Annotated in this window: 15 protein-coding genes and 3 pseudogenes; 7 read left to right on the top strand and 11 right to left on the bottom strand. The window is 61.6% G+C overall.

From position 1 onward, the window contains the following. Positions 1–90: 90 nt before the first annotated feature. Together PNAP_RS24620 and PNAP_RS24615 are read left to right on the top strand one after the other, a co-directional pair. Positions 91–900 carry a hypothetical protein gene (locus tag PNAP_RS24620; protein WP_011798586.1) on the top strand — a complete coding sequence of 270 codons (810 nt, stop codon included), beginning with the start codon at positions 91–93 and terminating at the stop codon, positions 898–900. Between the two features lie 312 nt (positions 901–1,212). Beyond that, positions 1,213–1,395 (top strand): annotated as a pseudogene (locus PNAP_RS24615) (transcriptional regulator); the annotation flags it as partial. Positions 1,396–1,467: 72 nt separating this feature from the next. Here PNAP_RS24615 and PNAP_RS24610 read toward each other — a convergent pair. The 5 genes and pseudogenes from PNAP_RS24610 to PNAP_RS24595 form a co-directional block, all read right to left on the bottom strand. Further along, positions 1,468–1,731 (bottom strand): hypothetical protein, encoded by a 264-nt coding sequence (locus PNAP_RS24610; RefSeq protein ID WP_011798584.1) that lies wholly within the window; start codon positions 1,729–1,731, stop codon positions 1,468–1,470. Further along, positions 1,728–2,174: pseudogene (locus PNAP_RS28210) on the bottom strand (DNA/RNA non-specific endonuclease); the annotation flags it as partial. The pseudogene PNAP_RS28210 and the gene PNAP_RS24610, both read right to left, overlap by 4 nt. Before the next feature lie 149 nt (positions 2,175–2,323). Beyond that, positions 2,324–2,590 (bottom strand): annotated as a pseudogene (locus PNAP_RS28205) (DNA/RNA non-specific endonuclease); the annotation flags it as partial. Beyond that, positions 2,581–2,790, bottom strand: a complete 210-nt coding sequence (locus PNAP_RS26595; protein WP_083758115.1) for a DUF4926 domain-containing protein — start codon at positions 2,788–2,790, stop codon at positions 2,581–2,583. The pseudogene PNAP_RS28205 and the gene PNAP_RS26595, both read right to left, overlap by 10 nt. Before the next feature lie 384 nt (positions 2,791–3,174). Continuing rightward, positions 3,175–3,387: a helix-turn-helix domain-containing protein gene (locus PNAP_RS24595; RefSeq protein ID WP_041377830.1), complete on the bottom strand. Its 213-nt coding sequence runs from the start codon at positions 3,385–3,387 to the stop codon at positions 3,175–3,177. A gap of 267 nt (positions 3,388–3,654) precedes the next feature. Here PNAP_RS24595 and PNAP_RS24590 point away from each other — a divergent pair, with 267 nt between their 5' ends. The 5 genes from PNAP_RS24590 (at position 3,655) to PNAP_RS24560 (ending at position 7,455) form a co-directional block, all read left to right on the top strand. Further along, positions 3,655–4,635 (top strand): GIY-YIG nuclease family protein, encoded by a 981-nt coding sequence (locus tag PNAP_RS24590; protein ID WP_011798581.1) that lies wholly within the window; start codon positions 3,655–3,657, stop codon positions 4,633–4,635. An 85-nt stretch (positions 4,636–4,720) separates the two neighbouring features. Next, complete coding sequence (locus tag PNAP_RS24585) at positions 4,721–5,281, top strand: Uma2 family endonuclease (protein WP_011798580.1); 561 nt, start codon at positions 4,721–4,723, stop codon at positions 5,279–5,281. A 467-nt stretch (positions 5,282–5,748) separates the two neighbouring features. Further along, positions 5,749–6,735 carry a hypothetical protein gene (locus PNAP_RS25375; protein ID WP_011798579.1) on the top strand — a complete coding sequence of 329 codons (987 nt, stop codon included), beginning with the start codon at positions 5,749–5,751 and terminating at the stop codon, positions 6,733–6,735. A gap of 136 nt (positions 6,736–6,871) precedes the next feature. Beyond that, positions 6,872–7,078 carry a type II toxin-antitoxin system VapB family antitoxin gene (locus tag PNAP_RS24565; protein ID WP_011798578.1) on the top strand — a complete coding sequence of 69 codons (207 nt, stop codon included), beginning with the start codon at positions 6,872–6,874 and terminating at the stop codon, positions 7,076–7,078. Then, positions 7,075–7,455, top strand: coding sequence for a type II toxin-antitoxin system VapC family toxin (locus PNAP_RS24560; RefSeq protein WP_011798577.1), 381 nt, complete (start codon positions 7,075–7,077; stop codon positions 7,453–7,455). The genes PNAP_RS24565 and PNAP_RS24560 overlap by 4 nt, the downstream gene beginning before the upstream one ends. A 185-nt stretch (positions 7,456–7,640) precedes the next feature. Here PNAP_RS24560 and PNAP_RS24555 read toward each other — a convergent pair whose 3' ends face one another. The 6 genes from PNAP_RS24555 to PNAP_RS24530 all read right to left on the bottom strand — a co-directional run bounded on the left by PNAP_RS24555 (position 7,641) and on the right by PNAP_RS24530 (position 20,306). Then, positions 7,641–9,134 (bottom strand): IS1182 family transposase, encoded by a 1,494-nt coding sequence (locus PNAP_RS24555; protein WP_011798576.1) that lies wholly within the window; start codon positions 9,132–9,134, stop codon positions 7,641–7,643. 245 nt (positions 9,135–9,379) lie between these two features. Then, positions 9,380–16,912, bottom strand: a complete 7,533-nt coding sequence (locus PNAP_RS24550; protein ID WP_011798575.1) for a CHC2 zinc finger domain-containing protein — start codon at positions 16,910–16,912, stop codon at positions 9,380–9,382. 454 nt (positions 16,913–17,366) lie between these two features. Then, the gene (locus PNAP_RS24545) at positions 17,367–18,311 is read right to left on the bottom strand and encodes a DNA/RNA non-specific endonuclease (protein ID WP_157040565.1); all 945 of its coding nucleotides are present in this window, start codon (positions 18,309–18,311) and stop codon (positions 17,367–17,369) included. Between the two features lie 147 nt (positions 18,312–18,458). After that, the gene (locus PNAP_RS24540) at positions 18,459–19,454 is read right to left on the bottom strand and encodes a tyrosine-type recombinase/integrase (protein ID WP_011798573.1); all 996 of its coding nucleotides are present in this window, start codon (positions 19,452–19,454) and stop codon (positions 18,459–18,461) included. 4 nt (positions 19,455–19,458) lie between these two features. After that, entirely contained in the window at positions 19,459–19,911 is a 453-nt protein-coding gene (locus tag PNAP_RS24535; RefSeq protein ID WP_011798572.1) for a DUF2442 domain-containing protein, read from the bottom strand. After that, a complete protein-coding gene (locus tag PNAP_RS24530) occupies positions 19,908–20,306 on the bottom strand; it encodes a DUF4160 domain-containing protein (protein ID WP_232290875.1) in 399 nt (132 codons plus the stop codon). Before PNAP_RS24530 ends, PNAP_RS24535 begins: the two co-directional genes overlap by 4 nt. Positions 20,307–20,626 lie beyond the last annotated feature (320 nt).

Raw genomic sequence — 20,626 nt, 5'->3', positions numbered from 1 at the left:
TTCCGGGGGTCCGCCAGCGTCCAGCTTGGAATCTCTTTAATACCGGAATACCCGCTACCAGCTCAACTATTGTTTCGGTATCATTGCCCCATGCCCGTCGAAAAGTGGAACCCCAAGAACCCCTGGATATTTTCCAAGAAGACCGCCTTCATGCAGCGCATCGCCGACAAGGTGCGCGGCGGCTGCACCCAGTACATCCAGGGCAGCTGCAAGGCGCAAAAGCTGCCGTTTTTGACCCACAAGCTCAGCGAGCGCTACCCGCTCAACCGCCCCAAGATCACCCAGGCGCGCCGGCGCAAGGCCGGTGAAAATGCCTACCACTGGATGGGCTACCTGGAGCCCGACACGCAGCTGATCCACTGGCTGGTGCTGCTCGCGCCCGGAGAGACGCTAGATGCCACCGATGCGTGGAAGGATCCGCGCCTGGACAAGGTCAGGCTCACCGGCTACGAGCTGGTTCGCCTGACCCGGCCCGGTGCTGCAGCGCCCAGCTGGAGCTGGCGCTACAGCCGCGAGCGGCACGATCAATTGCGCACCGCGCTGGTGAGCGCGATCCGGGGCCGGCGCAACCTGGAACTGGAGCAGCTGGCGCATTCGATCTGGCGCTCGCCCGGCTTTGCCGGCGTGCGCGAGCAGGTCAAGAAGATGCGTTCGCTGATCACCTCGGAGTGGAAACGAAGCCGCTCGAAAGCCGAAGTGATGCCCGATCTGCCCAGGCAGATCGGTTTTGTGAGAAGGCTGGCCGATGTCGGCCAGCCGTGGTCAGACCTGATGAAAGCAGTCAAGCATGAGCGTGTTCAAGAAGAAGGCGGAAACCGTCAAAATCCAGTTCCAGTGCCCCGCAGAGCTGGCCCAAAGGCTCAAGAAAATCGAGCTGGCGGCGAAGGAAAAGGGGTTTGATTTCGATCTGGACGAGCACCTCGCGGGCAGCCTGGGCAAGCTGCTGACGGCCGCCGAAAAGGAGCTAGCGGGTTCGGCCCTAGCGCCCGCGCCGGGGGCGGCGGCGAGCATGCCAGCGCCTCAGGCTTGAAGAGGAACCGCCCGCCTTTTGTCACCCTTGCGGTCCGCAGGGGGAGCGCCAGCCAGGCCGCAAAGCCTGGCTGGTTGGCGAAGGCGGGGTTCCCGTAGCGCCGGGCTGCCTCAAGGCTTGGCCCCGACGGGCTGCCAGGGGTTCGGCCGCCGATCCCGGACTTTGCAAATGGAGTGAACAAGATGGACGAAAAACTGACCCCCTATGACCCTGCCGCAGCGCTGGTCAATGAGGATGAAATCGCCTTTTTCATCGCCGATGCCCTGGAAACGGGCGACGCCCCCTACATCGCCAAGGCACGCGCAATGGCTGCTCGCGCCCAGGGCATGCATCGGATGGCAGGCCAGGCAGGGCTGCTGCGCGAGCACCAGGGGCCTACTGGAGCGTGACCCTCAAGCTGCTTCAGTGCGCGGGTCCGGCGGGTGACCGGGCCGTCTTCAGGCGAACGGGTTCGTGACCGTCCGGGCTGCCTTGAGTTCAACGGTTTGCGGCAGCTGCTCTTCCGCCTCCAGCGCCTCCAGCGCCTTGACGATGCCGCCGATGAGCACCTGCAGCTGCCTGGCCAGCGCCAGGCCGGCTTGGTCGCGGGTGAGCACCACGTCGCCGGTCAGCGACACCCGGTCCACCCGGTTCTCGATCTCCAGGTCACCGATGCGCAGCACATCGGCTTCGTTGGCATACGGCTTGAATTTTCCGGTCATGGCTGTGATCCTTGGTGTTTGCCGGCGCGCCCGATCGCGTCGATGATGCCGCGCGAGAAGTCGCGCAGCGTGAACTCTTCCTTGGGTTCTTCCGGCTGCTGGCTCCTGGGTTTCTTGCCGCGCTGCGCGCTGGGTTTTGGTAAGTCCATGCCGCCATCGCGCACCTGCCGGGGCAACCCCGGCAGCAGCTTGACACCCACCATCGTCTCCAGATCCGACACGGAGACGACCGAATACTCGCGCGTCTCGTCGTTGGTGACGACATAGGCGCCGGCGCGCTGCTGCTTCGGGCTGTAGAGCACCTTCCAAAGGTGCGTGGGCACCAGGACATTGCCGACCTGCTGGATGCCGCTGCCGATGAAGGCCGGACCCGACACCACGTAGATCTCGCCCTCCTGGGCCGCCAGCTGCCGGGCCGCGCCCTCGATGCCGGCCCACACCCCGGCATTGTTGGCATGCGCCTAGAGGCCCATGTTGGCCAGGCTGAAACTCTCGGCTTGCGCCGACCGGTTGGCGAAGTCGGCATTGGGCGACAGGTGTGGCCCCGGTCGTAGCCCGAGCGCGCATAGTCGCTCAGCTCGGCGCGGTCCTGCGCCGGCAGGGTGGATTCGGGATGAAAGGAGTCCTTCCTCGACAGCTTTTTTGCCACCGCCAGGTTGGCCCGCGTCAGGTGCTCGGCTGAATACAGCGGTGTGCGGCTGATGCCCGAATGCAGCACGGCGAAGGCCTCGAAGCAGACCGCGCGCCTTGAGCCTGGGGTTGGTGACGGTGGGCGCTGCGCCTGCGGCGAAGTGTTCAGGGCACTGGGTAGCCGCCCAGGCGGGCATCGCCAGGCAGGCTGCCAGCCGCTCAGGTGCATGCCGCCGGGCCGCCAGCCGCACGCACATCGCCAGCGTCAAGGGTTTGAACGCCAATGGTGCGGCCCTCCAGGCTCAGGAATTCGACCTCGTAGGCCTGGCCCTGTCCATGGACATGCACCACCACGCCGACATCGCCGGGCTTCAAGCCGAGACCCGGCACGGGGCGAACAAGGACGACCTGGGTGTGTTCATTGAGCATGGTTGGTTCCTCGCCTGGATGGGGGGCAATGGGCTGTACATCTGCCAGGACTGGCTGGCTGCCCGCGAAAGCGGTCGCTGGCAACTGTCATTTCTTGGCTCCCTGATTGACCCTGCCGATGAAGGCGACATCGTGGTCGAATTTTTCAGCCGGGTCAAGCCGCTGTCATTCGCGCAGGGCTGCGCAAGTGGCCCGAGTGATTGCCGTCTCCCCTGCCCAGCCTTCCCGAGGCCGTGCCCTGCGCCAAAGGCCAGATCGTGATGGGCTCGCGCCAGCTCGAACGGTTGCGGCGGCGATCGAGCCGCAAAGTGCAGCCCGGCATGAAGAAGGGGCACGGCCATGGTCATGGATCGGCACTTTCTTCATGCGTGCCTGCTGGGCCTTCTAGGCGGCGGGGGCATCGACGATCTCCAGCAAGTCGGCAATGCCCACCTGGAAATACCTGCACAGCGCTTCTATCGCCTCCAGATCGACCCGGGTCGCCGTTTCCTGGTACAGCAGCGTGATGGTGTTGCGGTGCAGTCCGGTGTCACGCGCCAGGTCGCTGATCTTGAGCTTTCGCTCGCCCATCAATCGGGACAGGTGGCACTTGATCAATTCACGCTCCATGTAAATATTTCACCTAGAGTGAAAAAATAATTGTCAAAATGACATTTGTGGTTCTAAAATGTCATCCAGGATGAAAAAAATAGGTGTGAAATGCTTTTTTTCAATCCTGATTGTCCCATCAACCCGCCGCACCCTTGGCTGGAGGCGCGTGCCTGGCCGGCGGCGGGGACGGGTGGTTTTGCCTGTTCATGGTCAGGACTTGCGCGCCGGTGAGCCATGGCGTGCCTTGCTTGAGTCAACCTATCGGAATCTGTCATGAGCCCATCGACTCCCCGCACTGCAACAGCCTGGGTGCGAGACGCTGCAGACCCGCCGCTTCATGCGGGCGACAAGCCGCCAGCGCTGCGCAAGGAACGCAGGGCGCGAAGTCTCACGGAGGTTTGTTATGTCTACCTGCTCATTCACATTGATGAGCCACGCTTCAAGATCGGGCTGAGCCGCAATCCGGGCCAGCGGGTCAGGCAGTTGCCCGAGGCCAGGCACATCGCGCTGGACCGATCCATCCAGGTTCGCTTGCCCAATTACCAGCGCGCCTACGAGGTCGAGCGGATGCTGCACAAGGGCCTGGGCGGCTTTCGCATGAAACTGCGGGACGAGACCGGTCAGTCCTGGCAGGGCAGCACCGAGTGGTTTGCCCTGTCGGGCCTGCCCAACGCGATCCGGCTGCTGCGGGTCATGCCGGCCGATGCCGATCCCTGCGTCATGGCAGACCTCGAAACACTGCGCGGCCAGCCTTACGAGCATTTTTTCGTGCCTGAAATTCCCACCCCGACCGCCGTGCAGCGCCAGGAAGTGGAGGAGAAAAACATGCGCAAGATGCTGGCCATCATCGAGGTGCTGACCACTTTGCGCGAGGGCCTGTTCATGGACGCGCGCATGGTGCCAGACACGCGTGGGTCGGTGCAGTGCCTGTGCATCCACAACTTCAGGAATGAATTCAATCTGCGGCTGACCAAGGCCAGGAACAAGGTGCTGTCGAGCGACTTCTGGGCGCTGCAGGCGGCAAAGCCTGGGGGCAAGCCTGCCTTGACGGTTCCGCTGGTGCGGCTGATCCGTTATTCCGAGGCCACGCCGGGCATGCTGGAGCTGGTGATCAATGACCTGAAGGTGCTGCGCCGGTTGCCGGCCGGCAATCGGGTGGTCACGGTCTGGCAGGGCCACCTGGCTTGGCTGAGTTCGACCACATGGTCGTACCGGACAGCGGCTCTCAAGCTGGCCAAGCTTGAAAAAGTTTGATCCATTCATTTGCTGCGGAATGTTTTCAAACGCGATTCTGGCACGTAGGATGGGATTCATTGCGTGCTGTTCAGAGGGGTGGTGCATGGCCGTTTCCTTGCAAAAAATGACTTTGGCCGATTTCCTGGCCTGGGAGGCGCATCAGCCCGAGCGGCATGAGTGCTTTCGCGGAAAAACCTTTGCAAGGGTCGGAGGAACTGCCCGGCATAACCGCGTGATCCTGAACCTGGCCAGCCGCATCGGGGACCATCTCGATGGCACCGGATGCCAGGTCTTTGCACAAAGCATGAAGGTGCAGGTTGCCGATGGGGTGCTGTACCCTGACGTGATGGTGACTTGCGGCAAAGCCCAAGCCGGTGATGAACAAATCGTGACCGACCCCAGGCTCATCGTCGAGGTTTTATTTCCCAGCACCAGGGGTTATGACAAGCGAGACAAGTTCGTTGCCTATCGCACCTTGGCCTCGTTGCGCGAGTACGTTCTGATTGATCCCGCGAAGCGGCAGGTGGAGGTTTTTACCCTGGTCGATGCCGGCGCGTGGTTGCTGACGGACCAGAGCACGGCTGGGGTGCTTTCGCTTACCAGTATTGATTGCCAGCTTTCGATGGAATCGGTTTTCAAGGGCGTGGAGAGTCAAGCGCAATGAGTGCCGGGCAAGTCCAGAGCCCGCAGTTATTTCTTGAAGCTGCCAAAGCAGAGCCTGGCATGACATGGGATGGTATGGGATGGGATGGGTTGGCAGTAGCTGCCGGTATTGTGCGGGCAAGTCACCGGCAGCACTTCAGCCAGTCGTCCTCAGTCAGCACTCGTGAGACGGCTTAGCTCGGAGGTGACCTGGTTCATCAGCTTTTGGCATTCGTCCGGATGGCCCGGTTTGGTGTACGCAAGCACCAGCAGGGTCAGTGGGTGATGGGCTGCAACCCGTTGAGGGGTGCAGGCGATTTATGCAACAACGCCAGAGGCTGCGCCGGGATAGAACCAACCCCCCGACTCCGGTCCTGTGGCTGATAATTGAAGTCCGACCGCGCCCGGCCCTGTGATCGACGGGCGATGCGAAAGAAGGCCGTGCCTGGCCTGGCCTGAAAGGCCGGGGTTTCCTGTGAAGAAATTTCGATGACAGAACTCAAACTTTTTCCCGGCCCTCGCTTGGAGCGTCACAAGTGGGTCGTCGACCAGGCCAACGACACGGGCCAGTGGACGTGGCAGGACGTGACCGAGCAGGCGCACGAATTCCTCTACCGCGACGTGGAGGTCGCGCCTGATGTGACGCTGGCCGACATCTTCGCCCTGGTAGAGCCCAATCCCGTTTTGCGGGCAGTCTACCGTCAGGAGTTCGTGGACGAGCTGTGCGCCGAGGCCGCAAAGGGGCCTGCCGCGCCCACCGAGGAGCCATGGGAGCGGCTGGAGTACCTGGAGCTCTACCAGGTCTGGACGCTCGACAGCGCCACGCAGGAGTTCGAAGGCGCAGGGCGGTTCCGTTTTCATGGCGTGGGCGTGGTGCAGGAGGCCGACATCGTTGAGGATGGGCACGTCATGCACAAGAAAAACGAGCGTATCGAGTGGGGCGTGTCCCTCACGCCGGTTCGCGAGCTGCTGCATTTGCCCGTGCGTGTGCGAGCGCAGGTGCTGGTTTGCGAGGAAGACATGGACTCGTGCAACTACGGCAAAACCATCCAGAAAGTCATCCACCGCCAGATTACCCTGGGCCGCTTCATCCAGGCCGCCTTGTGGGAGCTGTCGTTCCATGGGGGGCCGGGTGACAGCGCCGCCGTGCGAGACGATCTGCTGGAGCAGGTGGCTGAAGTAAAGGCCGGGCTCACCGAAAGCCGCGCGCAGGGCGATATCTTCGAGAGCCTGGGTTTCCCCTCGCGCAGCAGCGTGTACGACCATTTCTTTGACCGCTGGAGCAGCGTCTCGGCGCACGAGCTGGACCAGGCGCTGCGCGGGCTGGCCGACGCGCAGCCGGTCCAGCAGGCTCTGGCTGAAGCGTTCGAGGACCGTGTCCAGGTCAAGCCCGAGTTCGCGGCGCTGGCGGCGCGCGAGTTCAGAAAGCGGGTGCGTTTGCGCCTTTCAGAGGCGCGCGAGCCCAGGGCGAACTGACTTGTCGTGCAGCCACGAAAGCAGCGTTGATTTCACCTCAAGAAGGTTGAGCGCAGGGGCAGGCAACGGTCAATGCTCTTTTCTATTGTCATTATTTGATGCAAAATGATGTCATGTTTGATGCACGAGGCTGACCATGCGAACCACACTCACGATTGATGATCAACTTTTTGCCAGGGCCGTGGCACTGGCCGAGCCGGGGATCGAGAAGTCCGAGCTGATCAGGGAATGCGTCAAGGCGTTCATTCAGCGCCAGGCGGCCCGTCGCTTGGCGGCCCTGGGCGGGCAGGCGCCTGATATTGAACTCGCGCCTCGCCGGCGCGAAGACGCGCCCGCTTCATGAACGTACTGGTCGATACCTCTGTGTGGGTGGGCCACTTCAAGCAGCGCAATGAGCGCTTGGCCGCTTTGCTCGAAGACGGCAGGGTCGTATGCCACCCCTATGTGGTCACGGAAGTGGCCTGCGGGACACCTCCGAACCGGCGCGCCATCATTGCCATGCTGGCCGAACTTGAAAGCGGGCCGCTTGCGACACCGGATGAGATTTTGGAATTGATCGAGCGTCGGGGCCTCTACGGCCGGGGGTGTGGCTTCGTTGACATGAGCCTGCTGGCTTCGGCGCTATTGAGCGATCAGACCTTGATCTGGACTTTGGACAAGCGTCTGGAGTCCGTGGCGGCCGGGCTGAACCGGGCCTACCGTGCGGCACTTCACTCCTGAGGCGTTTTCCCCGCCGGGCGTTATGTCAAGTGGGCGTGTTTGCAGCATTGAACCACTGACTGCAATGCAGCGAGACTGTGTGAAAACGCATTGGCGGTGAGAACGCTCTGTCAACGTCGAGGCGACAGGTCTGGATCTGCTTACGAATTCGAACTGAAGATTCCTCCGCACGGGCTCTATTGCTTTTAAGCCCGAGCTTGAATTGCCTGTCGGCATTGAAGTGAACAAAGGGCTTTCAAGCCCTCCTCTGTGATGGCCTTGAGCAACTCGGCAATGCCAAGAATTTTCATCACCCGCTTGAGGTTGTAAGCCAGAACATGCAGACTCATTTCGGTTGCCACCTTGGCTTTGCCGCGCATGAGAAAGTGCGTCCAGCCCATCCAGTGCTTGAGCGTTCCAAAGACATGCTCCACGGTGCTCTTTCGCACCTTCATCGCCTCGGGCTGGCGGTCCAGGCGGCGCTGCACCGCCTCCATCACCGCTTCGTGCTCCCAACGCCTGATGCGCCGGTAGTTGCTGGTGGTGCATTGCGCTTTCATCGGGCATGCTGGGCAGGCGCTGCTCCAGTAGACGTGAATCTGCAGGCCATCTTCCTCCCTGGTGAACCGGTGAATGGCCCGTTGACGCGCCGGGCACAGGTATTCATCATCACGCGCCATGTAGATAAAGTCGTCCTTGCCAAAGCGCGCCTGCGCCCGGGCATTGGAAGTCATGGGCTTGGGGACACAGGCGGCAATGCCCGCGTCTTCGCAGGCCTTGAGTTCGGGGCCGCTGTAATAGCCGCGATCGGCAAGGGCTTGCAGTTGACGCACCCCCATGGCCTCGAGTGCGGCCCGCGCTTGTTTGCTTAACTGCGCCCGGTCACTGGCGGTATTGGTCACTTCATGGGCCACGATCAGGTGGTGCTGGGTCTCCACCACCGTCTGCACGTTGTAGCCCACCAGGGCGGTGCCCTTCATGCTGTGGGTGCTCATCGCCCGCGCATCCGAGTCTGTCAACGATAGCTGTTTATCGGGTTGCATCTCTACCTGCGCCTTGATCTCTTTGAGTTCTTGCAGTCGCTGACGCATCTTCTGAACCTTGCCCTGCAAGCGCTCTGTTTTGGCTGGCAATTCGGCGGGCTGGGTGCGATCGAGGGTTTGCAGTGCGTTCAGGTAGCGCTGGATGCTTTCGTCAATCTCGCGCTCACGCCGCTCGATCTTGCCGGAGGTGTAGTTGCGCTCACGGTTGTTGACCGCCTTGAATTTGCTGCCATCGATGGCCACAACAGCTTGCGTCAGCAGTTTCAGTTCCCGGCACAGCATCACAAAGTGGCGGCACACATTGCGGATGCCCGCACCATTGTCTTTGCGGAAATCGGCGATGGTCTTGAAGTCAGGCGTCAAGCAGCCAATAAGCCACATCAGTTCAATGTTGCGCTGGCACTCCCGCTCCAGGCGCCGGCTGGACTGGATGCGGTTGAGGTAGCCGTAAAGGTAGAGTTTGAGGAGCACTGCGGGGTGATAGCCCGGACGTCCGGTCACTGCGGGCGTCATCCGCGCAAATTCGAGCTCTGCCAAATCGAGTGCATCAACGAATGCATCAACCACGCGCACTGGATTGTCTTGTCCAATGTAGTCATCCAGGCGCCCAGGTAACGTGATTTGACTGCGATCCCTTCCTTGAATGTATCGCTTCATGTGTTCGTCCCATCAATGAAACCATATGGGCGTCAACGCGCGGGGAATCACCCAGGCAGACAAGATCCCAGCGTTTTCACACAGCCTCCAGCGATTGCAGTCAGCCGCAGTAACGCCGTGACCATGCCGTTTGAGCCGAACAACAGTCGTTCGCGAAATGCATAAATGGTTGCTGCGGCCGAACCATTCGTCGTTCGGATTTCATCCCATGTTGATCGAAAAAACCTTGTTCACGATCACCCAGACTAGGCTCCCCCGGACGTCGCCTTGGTCGGACTGGGATCAGCCCGCCATGCCGGGACTCGAATTGAAGGGGCGTCGTCCGCGTGGGCCTCCCAGGTCAAATCCGCGACGAGGAAGTCCAGCCATGCTGGCTCCAGTTGTTCCTTGCCAGCTTTAGGCGCTGGTTGCTGATGGCGATCCTTCAGCCACGCCATGATGCGCTCTCGTACGGCGCTCGCGTCGCCGAAAAGGGCCGCGAACGTGTCCAGAGTTTCGCCACCGACGTCTGGCTTCAACTCGCCATTCCTCTTGGCCTCCAGCAACTCTTCTAAGGCTTTGCCGAATGCGCCACGCTCATGCAGAGGGCCGCACGGCGCCGGAAACGTTTTTGCCTTCAGCAAACGGCGGAGCACATTCTGGCCCTCGGGCGTCAACACATCCTTCAATGCGGTCGACAAGTTTTCGGCGTTTTCCTGCTTGTTCACCACTTCCACAATTGGCAGATAGGCCACCAAAGACATGGGCTCGGGCAGCAACTGGGGGCGCGGCTTGCCGCTGACCACATGAACTGGATCGAGATCCACGACAACCAGCGCTTGATCTGTCTTGGATAAGGCGCCCTTCCCATTAGGCTGCAGAATGCCCTTGTGCCACCCGTGATACGGCGTCAGGAGGTGGACGATACCAGCATGGTGCCCGTTCTGCGGTACGACCGAGTCGATGCCGATGAAGCAGCTTCCGCCAGCGCCATGCAAATTGCTTGTATTGCAGAAAACTGTGGCAGTACCTGAGGCCAAGACACTGGCTTGACCGGCGTGCCAGTAGTCGTTGCTGCGGGTCGTACAGGCGGGAACCAGCAATACTGAGCGGCGCTCTCGATTTGACTGCGCCACGGTTAGCAACTCACCGAGCGCTTCGAAGTCATCGTCTACGTGTTTCTTGGCGACGCTTGCGTCATCGCTGAAGTGCTTCAGCACTTTCGCCAGTTCTTGCTGCAAGGGTATGCGGTTCGCAGGGCTCGTGAGCAGAAACAGCTCGGAACAGATCAGTTCCATGCAATAGCGCAGCTTGTTCGGCGCATGGATCAACGCTGGGATAAGCGCCTTCAACTGACTACTTGACCAGCCGCCTTTACGCTCGCCTTCCAGGGTCTCCAGAAGGCGCTCCTCCGTAAACAAAGGGCCAAGCGTGCTGACATCCGGTCGAAACAGTTCGTGGGCAGCCACCGCGCGGTACTTTTTGCCACGCTGAAACTGAATCACCTCAGATTTCCCCTTCACCCCCAAGGCCTCAGCCAACTCGTCGTTGGGCTGCCACAGGAGTGTCAGCTTCTCCATCAAATGTTCGGAGTCGACCTTGTCGCTAAAATGTCGGTAGGTACCTGCCAGCACAGCCAAATCAGGATACTGGCGCAACTCTTTCTTCAACCACGTAACGGTATCCAGCCGTACCGAAACCTCAGGCAGTACCAGCAACTGCACGTTCAGATGCTGGCAAGCCTTCAACGCCTCGCGAAGGAAAACCCGCCGCCGATGCTCTGGCCAGGAGATGACACCTTCGGCATTTCCCCAATGAAACTCTGCTCCTCGCTTTGCGGCTTTGTTCAAGTCCTTGAAATTGCCCGCCAGTTGCTTACGCAGTTCTTCCAGAGACGACTGCCCCAGGGGTAATCCATTGAGGCCTGCCTCCGCTATGGGATGTGCGTAGCTGTCGGTAATTCGCCACTGGAGAAGCGCAATGCGGAAATGGCTGCTGTCCCCAGCATCTTTGTCTGCGCTCGTCCTAGCGACCCCAAAACGCTGTTTCCACGACGCTAGTTGCCATTCACGCAAATGATCTACAGGCACTGGCGTCGAGCCCTCGTTGACTGACGCACCGAGTGGCTTTCCAGCCACCGAAGGTAACGGCATTGACGGCATATTGTCGCCGATTGACGGTTCAGCCTTCACGGGTACGAAGCCCTCTTCGACAGCATCTGGTTTGGCAGGAACAGCCTTCAAAACTTCGACATCGTCCGCCTGCACTGATGCCAACTGGAACCACCCCCCTAGCTTGGCGTCCAATGTGTGCACCGCCAGCAGATCGTTGTCCGAGGTGCGTCGCGTTTCCGTCCAGACCTTGAGAGCCCGCGAACCATGCGCGGGCCGGCGCTGCTCCACCGTGTTGTCGTAAAGGCTGGTGAATTGCGGCTTGGTCAGTTGCCAGCTTGTGCCACGTGCATCAACAAACTCAGTGGTGTTTCGACCGCGCCCAAACGCGGCCGCCTCTACCCGCACCACGCGCATGCCGCACAGTTGATCAAGCGCAGATAACGCCTCTGGCAGTTCCTGCATCAGTGCATCACAGCGCTCTGATGTGAATCTTGGCAAAGCATCAAAAGGCCAGCGCCGCTCCGACTCTTCGATGTGGGTAGCGTCTTCCACGCTCCCCGACTCGGTTTGCCACGCACAAAGGAACGAGTACACACTTTTCAATGGCTTGGCTCCGACTGCCTCCGGATCGAAAGCCTTCGCGTACCCGGCGTCCAGCAGTCCGATCAAGGCCAACATCCACTGCCATGGACTGGCTTTGCAAAGTGCAGCCCAATCGCCGTCAAGCAACCTCTTTCGCATAGCCTGGTAGTCGCCTTGCGGATCAAGGCGGACCGCGTCTGGCATGGCCCAACTGGCCGGCACGTTGAGGTGCTCTGCCATGGGGTGCGAACCTGAGGCGACCGACGCCCCCCAAAGTGAAGCCACGCAGCCACGCAGACCGACACCGACAGCCGCGAGCGCAAGCGCCACGCGAAGGAACGAGTCTTTGTCGACCTCGTCGGCCGATGCCGAAGCGGAAGCCGGATACATTGCACGGTACAGCGAAACCATCAGTGCCAGCTCGGGCCGCAAAGGTTTCTCATGTTCCGCCGGACGCTCCAGTTCCAGCCCTTGCAATGACCAGAGCGGCAATCGCGCCAGCACATCCGGAAACACCCGGTGCAGCGCGTGACGCAAGTCATCGGCGCTACGTCTTTGCAGACGCAGGGCCATAGCGCGGCTCTCGGCCTCAATCAGCAGCAAATGCCGCACCTGAGCGTGCAAGTTCTGGTCTGATGGATAGGTGCGCAGCAACTTTAGCGCCCGGCGCACCGTTGACGGCAAATCGCGCGAGGTCACCGTTTCCGTCTCGATCTGTGCCTCAGAAAGATAAGCGCCTTGCAGCTTGCGAAGCTGTTGACGCAGAACGTAACCCTCCAGTTCCTTTTTGGCGCGCGCCGCAAATGATTCGGTGGCGCTCTGATCACCGTGCGATTCGCCAAGGTCGTCCAGTTGCTCGTCGCGCTCGCCCGTCTCGCCCGACATGTCGGCAGCCACACCCAACACATCAGCCACGGCCCAGCCCACGCGCCATAGATCTGCACGCTCCTTGGGCACCATCACAGATGCGACCCGATCATCTTGGTCGTGGTACCAAGCGCTTGCGCCTAGCAACTTTCTAGGGACGCGATCAGCAAGCAGATGCAGAGTTGATGTGAGCGCTTTCCCCTGACTGAACAGCTGCGGTCTGAAGGGGACGTAGGCATCCTTGCTGTCCTCTCCGGCCGCGTATTGGTGTATGGACAGTAGGGCGTAGAACAAGCGCACCGCTTTTTGGGTGATGGGTTCATCCACCTCAGTCGTACCCAGTGCGCAAAGATCATCCCAGCGTTGCGCACCCTCACTTACGTCGACGACAAGCCGAACGGCGTCGGACGCGCTTTCCACAAAGCGATACGACTGGACCTCGGATGCGTATTGCAGCTCAGTGGTCGATGTCACTTGGACGAGATCGACGCTAGTAGGCGCCCTCGTTGACGCGCCACGCTCGGAGTAACGGTACAGATGTCTGCCTGTGCCATCGGCTGCCTGCTCAGGGTCTATGGCATAGAGCGAGCTGAGTTCGCCGGTGATCGGCAAATTCGAGATCAGCTGTCTACCGTTGACGTCTCTCCCGGAAAGTAGCCCCGGGAACTGCTGAGCGAGCCGTTGCAAGCCAGTCCTCTTTGGCGAACTGTCAAGGATGAAGTCGATCGCCAATGCGATAGCCGAAACCCCGTGGGTCGGCACTGAGGGTGCGAAATCCTGCTCCTTGGTTTTCGACAGGAGGTGCGTGCCTTTCAACTGCTCAATGACCGCATGCGCCAGGTCATCACCGGGTATCCGAGCCGGTTGACGGTCTCGTAGTGCCGCAACGGGATGTTGGTCTGAGTTCGCTGCGATGGTTTGGCTTGCCTGACACAGCCATTCAATGGCCGTAAGGCGTTCTTCCTCGTGCACATCTGGCGGCACGAGCGCTGCGCCGGCGTGTGCAAGCCTCCGAGCCTTTCGCGCTACCAGGCGAGCGCGCCTTCGCACATGCTCGAGGTTTTCGGCGGGTCTCACGTCGACGAAGAAGCTTGGCTTGCAAACGAGGCCAGCCAGATGCACGCGCTTGGCGCGGTGTTCATCGCGCTCCTTTAGCAGCAGCCCGTTGGCTTGCCACGGATTGGGATCCATCAACTTGTCCAGGCCTTCCACGGCGTAAAGCAAGTCGTAGCCGCGCTGCTTGAAGGCGTCGACCCATGGCTGGCCCGCGCATGCTTCGTTCCACAGGCCTTCAAAGCAGTGCCAAGCGGCTTTTCCATCGGGCCACAGTTCCGTTGCGGCGACTTGCCACCATAACAAGCGGGCACACAGGCCCAGGTCATTGGGGCGAAGATCGGGGGCTGAGATCGCCGTCTTCACCTGCGTTGCAATGAGCATGGGGTCACCGATGAGGCCCGGGTGTCGCAGCAACTGCAAGGCGCATTGCCGGTCCACTTGGGGCATGTCGTCGCCCAGGCTCCAATCCGAGTCGCCGTCGCCCACAATGGGCGTCTCCCAGGCTGGCACAGATGCCGCGAGGCCGCGCCCTTCGTTGAGTTGGCGCATGACTTGGTCCGGAGAGCCCGCCCGAACCCGGTCACCCTTGTGGATCAAATCGATGGAAAGTTCTGAAGACTTGGCCTGTAGAACTTCACGTAGCTTCTTTAGCAATTCCTGGCTGTCGGCGAACAGCACGATATCGTCGACATAGCGTGCGTAGCCCGCACGCTGTCGCCACTGCCCGTCAGGCAATCTTTCCGCCGTGTCGCGCATGAACCTCCGGGCGACCTCGTCCACCGGAAACAATGCAATCGTCCCAAGGTAGGCTGACAACACGGGCCCTTGCGCAATGCCCATGACCGCATCACTTTGTCGAGGTGCCCCTACCGCCCCAGGATCTCGGTACTCGTATTCGAATACCAATCCGCTCACCAACCGTTCCAGTGCAGCGTCCCAGTTCGGCGCATCTGCATCGTGAAAGCCGAATATGGCCCGGAACCCTTCTGGCACGCCGTGCGTGGTCAATGCACTTTTCAACGGCGTCAGCAAAGCATCCCGCACCAAATAGCGTTGGATCGAGTCGTAATAGCGCTTGGCATCAAGGCGCAATACGTGCACACGCGGTCCAATAGCATGGCACTGGTCGGTCAGGCATGCCATGAACGCGCGCCAGCATTGTCCAAACGGCCGGAACATGCCTTGATCTGACGGGGTTTTGTCCCCTTCCAAGACGTCCATGTCAACCTGATAGCCGAAGCTCAAGGTCTCGGGCTCGTCGCGTTCGATGTCGGGCTCATTGAGTAAGTCAAACGGTCCGGTTACCTCCACCGCTTGCCGCGAGGCATACCAACGCACTGCGGGAATGCCATCCGAGAAGACACCGCCGCTGGCGGCCAGGCGGTCATGCCGCTGCGTCAACAGTTCGTTGAGCAGGAGCTGCTGCACGTGCAGATCGGCCGGATGCGGCATGACCTTGAGACGGGGATCTCCCAGTACCTTCGGATCAGCCGTGAACTTACGAGGTAGTTGTACGGCATCGAGTAGTGCGGCTTGGCGCCACGGCTTCGCATCGGCGACCGTGGCTCGAAGCCGCGCGAAGGCCGTCTGATCGAACAAGCGCTCGTTGCCACTCAAGGTTTGCCATGCCTCGTCATCGGAGGGCAGTTCGCCCCGGCGCGAGCCGTGGTAAGCCAAGGCGCGCGCCAATGCAGCGCGCGGATAGCTTTCATCGAGATACATGCCGCGACTGTTGGGACGCGCACTGCCGCCAGGGTCCCCCATCATGGCGTGCAGCTCTTGGGCCCAGACCCAAGCGCTTTCTTTGAGGCGCGCCGCAACGCTATCTGGCGAGCGACGGCCGTGCAGCTTGCTGACAGCCAGAACTGTCCGGAACAAAGCCCGTTCGCGCGCGGTCGCGGCCAGCTTGTCCCAGCGTGGCAATTGAAGCTCGGAGGCATCTTGACTTCCCAGGGCTGACGCGAGCAGAACCGCCTCAGCAGGCAGGTCGTAGCGCTTCAACCAGGCAGCGGCCTCTTCCGGCGTGCTCAAGCCACGCAGACTGGAGTCGGGATCCTTGCCCAGTGAGGGCTCTGTACGCCAGGGCATGCCCACCCAGCGCATGTCCACGCCCGTAAGACCGAGCAATCCGCGCGCCAAACGATCTGCGCCGCCAAAACCGGCGGGGTCGTTGTCGAGAAAGATGCAGTACGCGAGGGGGGCCGTTCCTGGCATCTTCTGTGAGAGCTTCGTCAGTCGCTCGAACTGCCCCTTGCCGAGGCTGATACCCATCAGCGCGACAGCCGGTTGTCCCAGGGACTGCAGCCGTAGCGCATCCAGGAAGCCCTCCACCAGATAGAGTCTTGCTGACTCGTTGTTCTTCAACGCCTGAGCAACAGCCCTGAATGCTTCGGGCTCGTTGAAAAGGTACTCAGACTTCTCGAAGCCCGGCGTGAGTAGGTACTTGGGCACGCCCTCGGGTGGAGCGCTCTGCAAGGCGCGTCCAGCAAATCCGACCACCTCGGTCCGCTTGGCCTCACCACGGCGGATCGGAATGACGACGCGGCCGTCATGAAAGCAGTCCTGGAACTGGTCGAGCAGGTCTAGCTTGCCTTGCGCGGCCGGGGAATACGAGCGCAAACGCTTGATCAGACCCAGACTTTGAAGTTCGTCAATCAATCCGGCGCGCTCGCCCACTGGCTCTGCTTGCAAACTCTCGACCAACACGCCGCGGGTGATGCAGCGTAGGCCCTGGCCATGCAAAAACGCGGGATCGAAACCGCGCTCGTCGCACCAGCTTTGGAACTGCTCTACGTCGTGCCGCGCGTTAAAAATGCGCTGCGCGAACTCCTGAGCCGTTTCGCTTGCACCCGCGCGCCCGGCGCGCCGCGATGCCTGGTTACGTATTGGTCTGATGCTGAACTGCCGGGCTAGCCATTGAACGGCCGGCAGAAACTCCAGTCCCTCAACCTGCTTGACCAAGTCAATGGCGATGCCATGGGCTCCGCAGGCGAAGCAGTGATAGTGAGCAGGCGAATTCCCGTCTGCCGAATAGAGATTCAGCGACGGTCGCGTGTCTTGGTGAAACGGGCAGAGCGCCCGAGTTACTCCGCCGCGTCGCTCGGTCTCAATCCCCAGTCGTGTAACTACTTCTTCGAGTGGAACTTTTGCCAGCAAGTCGCCAATGTCGTATCGATCCACATGATCTCCGTACCTTTAGTTACATTGCGACAAGCTTATCAGGAACACAACACTGATCGCCTCGAAGAATTTCACTGCCTGCTCGTCCTCGCAGCGGTCATTTGTCGGCCGCCGGTCGACCGGCAGCTCACAGCCTTATTGAGTCATCCGGGCTCCCCGACCGAGCGACCGCTGTTGGTCGGTTGCGGGTGCCGCAGTCACCGAAATCGTCGGCACATTGCTGACGGTCAAGTTGCTGGTTCCAATGTCGGGTCTGGAGCAAGCAGTTTCGATTCGTCTACAGCCGCAATCAGTCTTTTGCAGTCACTCGCAAAACACGATCAGGCATGAGTTCGTTAATAAAACGGTCGTTTGAAAAAAGCAAGGGCGCACGACGAAACTTCACAATGCCGGTGATTCCTGGCGCCGGTGGCACGATGACAGGTCAGCAAGGCCAGGGCAGGCGCCATGCCGCTCAATCCCCCGCATTCACGCCCGGCAAGAATTCAACGCCAGTGCGCCTGACGAGTTCCCCATAGCTGATCGGTGCGGAACCCCGCGTCGCGTTGTCATTGAGCTGCCAGTACGCCCAGGCCCGGTTCTTGTCCTCGTCGTACACGAGCTTGAACAGGTATTTGGGCACGCGCACCTGGCCCGGACCGATCCCTTTGCTCTGGGCGATGCCTGGGGCATAGACCGGTCCGGTGATGATATACACGTCGCCAGTCGCCCGGCCGGCGTATTTCTTGGTCGCATCCTCGACCGAAACGCGCCAGGTGCCCTGGTTGTGCTGGGGCGCCTGGGGCACCATGTTGGCCAGCGAAAAGCTCTGGGTCATCGCCTGCGCCGTGGGCATCTGGCCGGCCGGCGCGAGGTGGCCACGGTCAAATCCGCTGCCTTTGTAATCCTCCAGCGTGGCCCGCTCGGCCTCGCGCAGGCGTGCATCGGCAAAGAAGCGGTTGGTGCGTTTTTCATCGGCGTCCGCCACCGAAGCGCGGTTGAGCTTTTGCGCGACATAGACGGCCGTCTTGCTCTCGCCCGAGTGCAGGATCGCAAAGGCGTCGTAGCACAGTGCGCGATGCGTCGGCCGGGGCGCGACCACGGGCGGACGGCCGCTGGCAAAGAAATGGCGGCAGGCTGAAAAATCGCCCGTGGCCGGGCTTGCCGCCGCGCCGCCCGTGCGCGCTACAGGCGCGGACTCGGTGGCACCAGGGGCCGAGGTGCGGCCGTAGGTGCGCAGCGCCGCGCCCAGGTCGCCGGCCAGCGTTTGCACGCTGGCGCCGGCCGCTTCGAGTTGGCGCCCGACCGGCAGGTCGGTGCAGGAGTGGGCCGACAGGCCGATCGCCAGAGCCACCAGGGCATAGATGAAGTGGGATTTCCTGCGCGGGGATGAGGGTTTGGTGGAGGCGCGTTTTCTCATGGGTTCTTTTTTTTGTTCGATGAAAGGTGCAAGGCTGGCTCGGATGAGCGCCTTGAGGGCATGCGGGTGGACAGGGGAAATGTCAGAACAGGCGATTGCCGCAGTGAGCGTGCAAGCTGCGAAGACGAATCTCATCTACATACAGAATCAATAAGCCACCTTGAAGGTCGGTGAATCCTCGGGCCGGGAGCCGCGCCGGTCATACACGCGCGTCGTGCTGATGCTCGCGTGCCCGAGCCACTCCTGGACCTTGGCGATGTCGGCCTGGTGCTCCAGCGCGTTGGTCGCGGCCGTGGCGCGCAGCGCATGCGGCCCCATGTTCTCGCCGGCAATCCCCACCTGGGCCATGTAGCGCACCACGACATCGGCGTACACGCTGCCCGGCGTGAGGGCGCTGGCCAGCGCGCCGGCCCGGGGCGCGCGGGTGCGCCGGAACAGCGGGCTGTCCGCTTCCTGGCCATGGCCGCTGGCGGCCAGGTACTCGGCGACCAGTCGCAGCGAGTGCGGGTGCGCCGGCAGGTAGCGCAGCTTGCCGCCCTTGCCCTGCACGCGCAAATGGGGCACGCCCCGGCGCTCCTGGGCGAAGTCCTTCACGAGCAGCTTGGTGAGTTCTTCGCGGCGCAGCGCGTGGTACAGCAGCACCGACAGGATCGCCCGGTCGCGCTTGCCCTTGAGCGTATCGCTTGGAGGTGCGCCGAGCAGCGCGCGCGCCTGCGCGTCGCCGAGCGCCGGCGTCTTGCCTTCACTCGTTTCGGCCTTCGGGCGCTTCACGCCGCGCACCGGGTTGTGCGTGACGGCATTGGACTCGCACAGGTAGTCATATAAAGAAGCCAGGGCGGCAAGCTTGCGCCGGATGCTGGCGCCAGCGAGGTTTTGTTTTTCGAGTTCGGCACGCCAGGCCAGGATGTGGGCGCGCGTGACGGCGCGGAACTCCTCGGGCTGAACAATGCCGGTGAACGCCATGAAGGCGCGCAGGTCGCCCTGGTAGGCGCGCCTTGTCTGGGCGCTGTCGAGATTCGCAAACCACTGGGCCTCGGGCGGCACCTCGGCCAGGCGGGCGAACTCGGGCGCGGTCAGCGCGCGCGCCAGGGCGGGCGCTGCCAGGTCGCGGGTCTTCAGGGGAGGGGGTGCGGCGCCTGGCATGGGTCTATAGCGCTGTGGCCAGCCGGGGGCGCCCGCCCTTGCGGCCATTGCTGCGGGCTGCCGCCGTCTTGGCGCTGCTGGTTGCACGCCCATTGCGCGCGGCAATCAAGGTCGCGGCCATGTCCATCAGTGGAGCGCTGGCCGAGACCAGGCCGGCGATGGAGATGTGCAGGTCGCGGGTTTCCAGGCACAGGGCGCTGCCGCCAAAGCCCAGCGTCAAGGCCTGCAGCTCGGCGTCGTCCAGCGCCGCCAGTTCGGGGTAGTTCCTGACGGGCAGGGCGACGGCGCTGTGATCGGCAAAGCCGAACAAAAGGGACTGCAGTTGCGGCAGATACTGCAGCGCCGTGGCATGGATGCCTTCGCCGCCGCGCTGGCGGCCCCGCGCGATGGCCTTGGCCAACGATTCCTGCGTCACCGGTTCGTCGAACCGGCTCTGGACTTTCACGGTCGTCGTCATAGCGCGATCTCCACAGGGCTTCTGGCCCCCTTCAGTTGCAACATGGTCCGGTAGCGCTGCGCATCAAAGGCTGCTGCCTCAATGAGCCGCGCACCGGGCCGCTTGTCCTGCGGGGCCGCCACCTCCCCGGCCTCCTGATCCCACAGCTGGTTGACCAAACAGACGGACTGCACGGCCTGCCACCAGCAGACCCGGGCGCGGCGCAGATGCGCAGGCGTTCTCAAGGCCTGGCGCAATCCTTCGAGCACAGCGACCGTGGGCTGGCGGTGAACGGGAACCACATCCATCAATCGCACGCCGTCGTGCCAGAAGCTGAATTCCAGGCGCGCCTCCCAGTCGCTTGAGCCCACATGCACATGGGGCGGGCAGTGCTCGTTGCGGGTGAGGACTGCCATCAGCAAACCCCGGTGCGTACAGACCTTCATAAAATCCCAACAGTTAGGTTATTGTAGGCCAGTCCAAGTCCAAACGCCACCCCGTTCAACCATTGATAACCGTTTTTATCAATGGTTGAGGAGGTTGAAGACAGACAGCAACTGGCGCCACGGGCGGGCTCTGCATGGGCTGTTCTGGAAGAGGCGTGAATGACGCCTTAGCAGCGTTTTCGGTCGGTGAAAACCAAGCTCCCAACGTACAGTTTCTGCCGAGATGCAATCATCCAGATGCAAGTGGCCTCCCGGGCTCGATGACCGGTTTTAGAGGTATTGCCAACATT

Origin of the sequence: Polaromonas naphthalenivorans CJ2, from assembly GCF_000015505.1 — a bacterium.
GTDB classification, from domain to species: Bacteria; Pseudomonadota; Gammaproteobacteria; order Burkholderiales; family Burkholderiaceae_C; genus Polaromonas; species Polaromonas naphthalenivorans.
The sequence above is the reverse complement of the archived record's forward strand: the minus strand, read 5'-3'. Positions and strand labels throughout refer to the sequence as shown.

Bases quoted from the DNA above. Each gene is read 5' to 3' on its own strand.
- PNAP_RS24620 (WP_011798586.1), top strand. From the start codon at position 91: ATGCCCGTCGAAAAGTGGAACCCCAAGAACCCCTGGATATTTTCCAAG.
- PNAP_RS24610 (WP_011798584.1), bottom strand. From the start codon at position 1,731: ATGACCGGAAAATTCAAGCCGTATGCCAACGAAGCCGATGTGCTGCGC.
- PNAP_RS26595 (WP_083758115.1), bottom strand. From the start codon at position 2,790: ATGCTCAATGAACACACCCAGGTCGTCCTTGTTCGCCCCGTGCCGGGT.
- PNAP_RS24590 (WP_011798581.1), top strand. From the start codon at position 3,655: ATGAGCCCATCGACTCCCCGCACTGCAACAGCCTGGGTGCGAGACGCT.
- PNAP_RS24585 (WP_011798580.1), top strand. From the start codon at position 4,721: ATGGCCGTTTCCTTGCAAAAAATGACTTTGGCCGATTTCCTGGCCTGG.
- PNAP_RS25375 (WP_011798579.1), top strand. From the start codon at position 5,749: ATGACAGAACTCAAACTTTTTCCCGGCCCTCGCTTGGAGCGTCACAAG.
- PNAP_RS24565 (WP_011798578.1), top strand. From the start codon at position 6,872: ATGCGAACCACACTCACGATTGATGATCAACTTTTTGCCAGGGCCGTG.
- PNAP_RS24560 (WP_011798577.1), top strand. From the start codon at position 7,075: ATGAACGTACTGGTCGATACCTCTGTGTGGGTGGGCCACTTCAAGCAG.
- PNAP_RS24555 (WP_011798576.1), bottom strand. From the start codon at position 9,134: ATGAAGCGATACATTCAAGGAAGGGATCGCAGTCAAATCACGTTACCT.
- PNAP_RS24545 (WP_157040565.1), bottom strand. From the start codon at position 18,311: ATGAGAAAACGCGCCTCCACCAAACCCTCATCCCCGCGCAGGAAATCC.
- PNAP_RS24540 (WP_011798573.1), bottom strand. From the start codon at position 19,454: ATGCCAGGCGCCGCACCCCCTCCCCTGAAGACCCGCGACCTGGCAGCG.
- PNAP_RS24535 (WP_011798572.1), bottom strand. From the start codon at position 19,911: ATGACGACGACCGTGAAAGTCCAGAGCCGGTTCGACGAACCGGTGACG.
- PNAP_RS24530 (WP_232290875.1), bottom strand. From the start codon at position 20,306: ATGGCAGTCCTCACCCGCAACGAGCACTGCCCGCCCCATGTGCATGTG.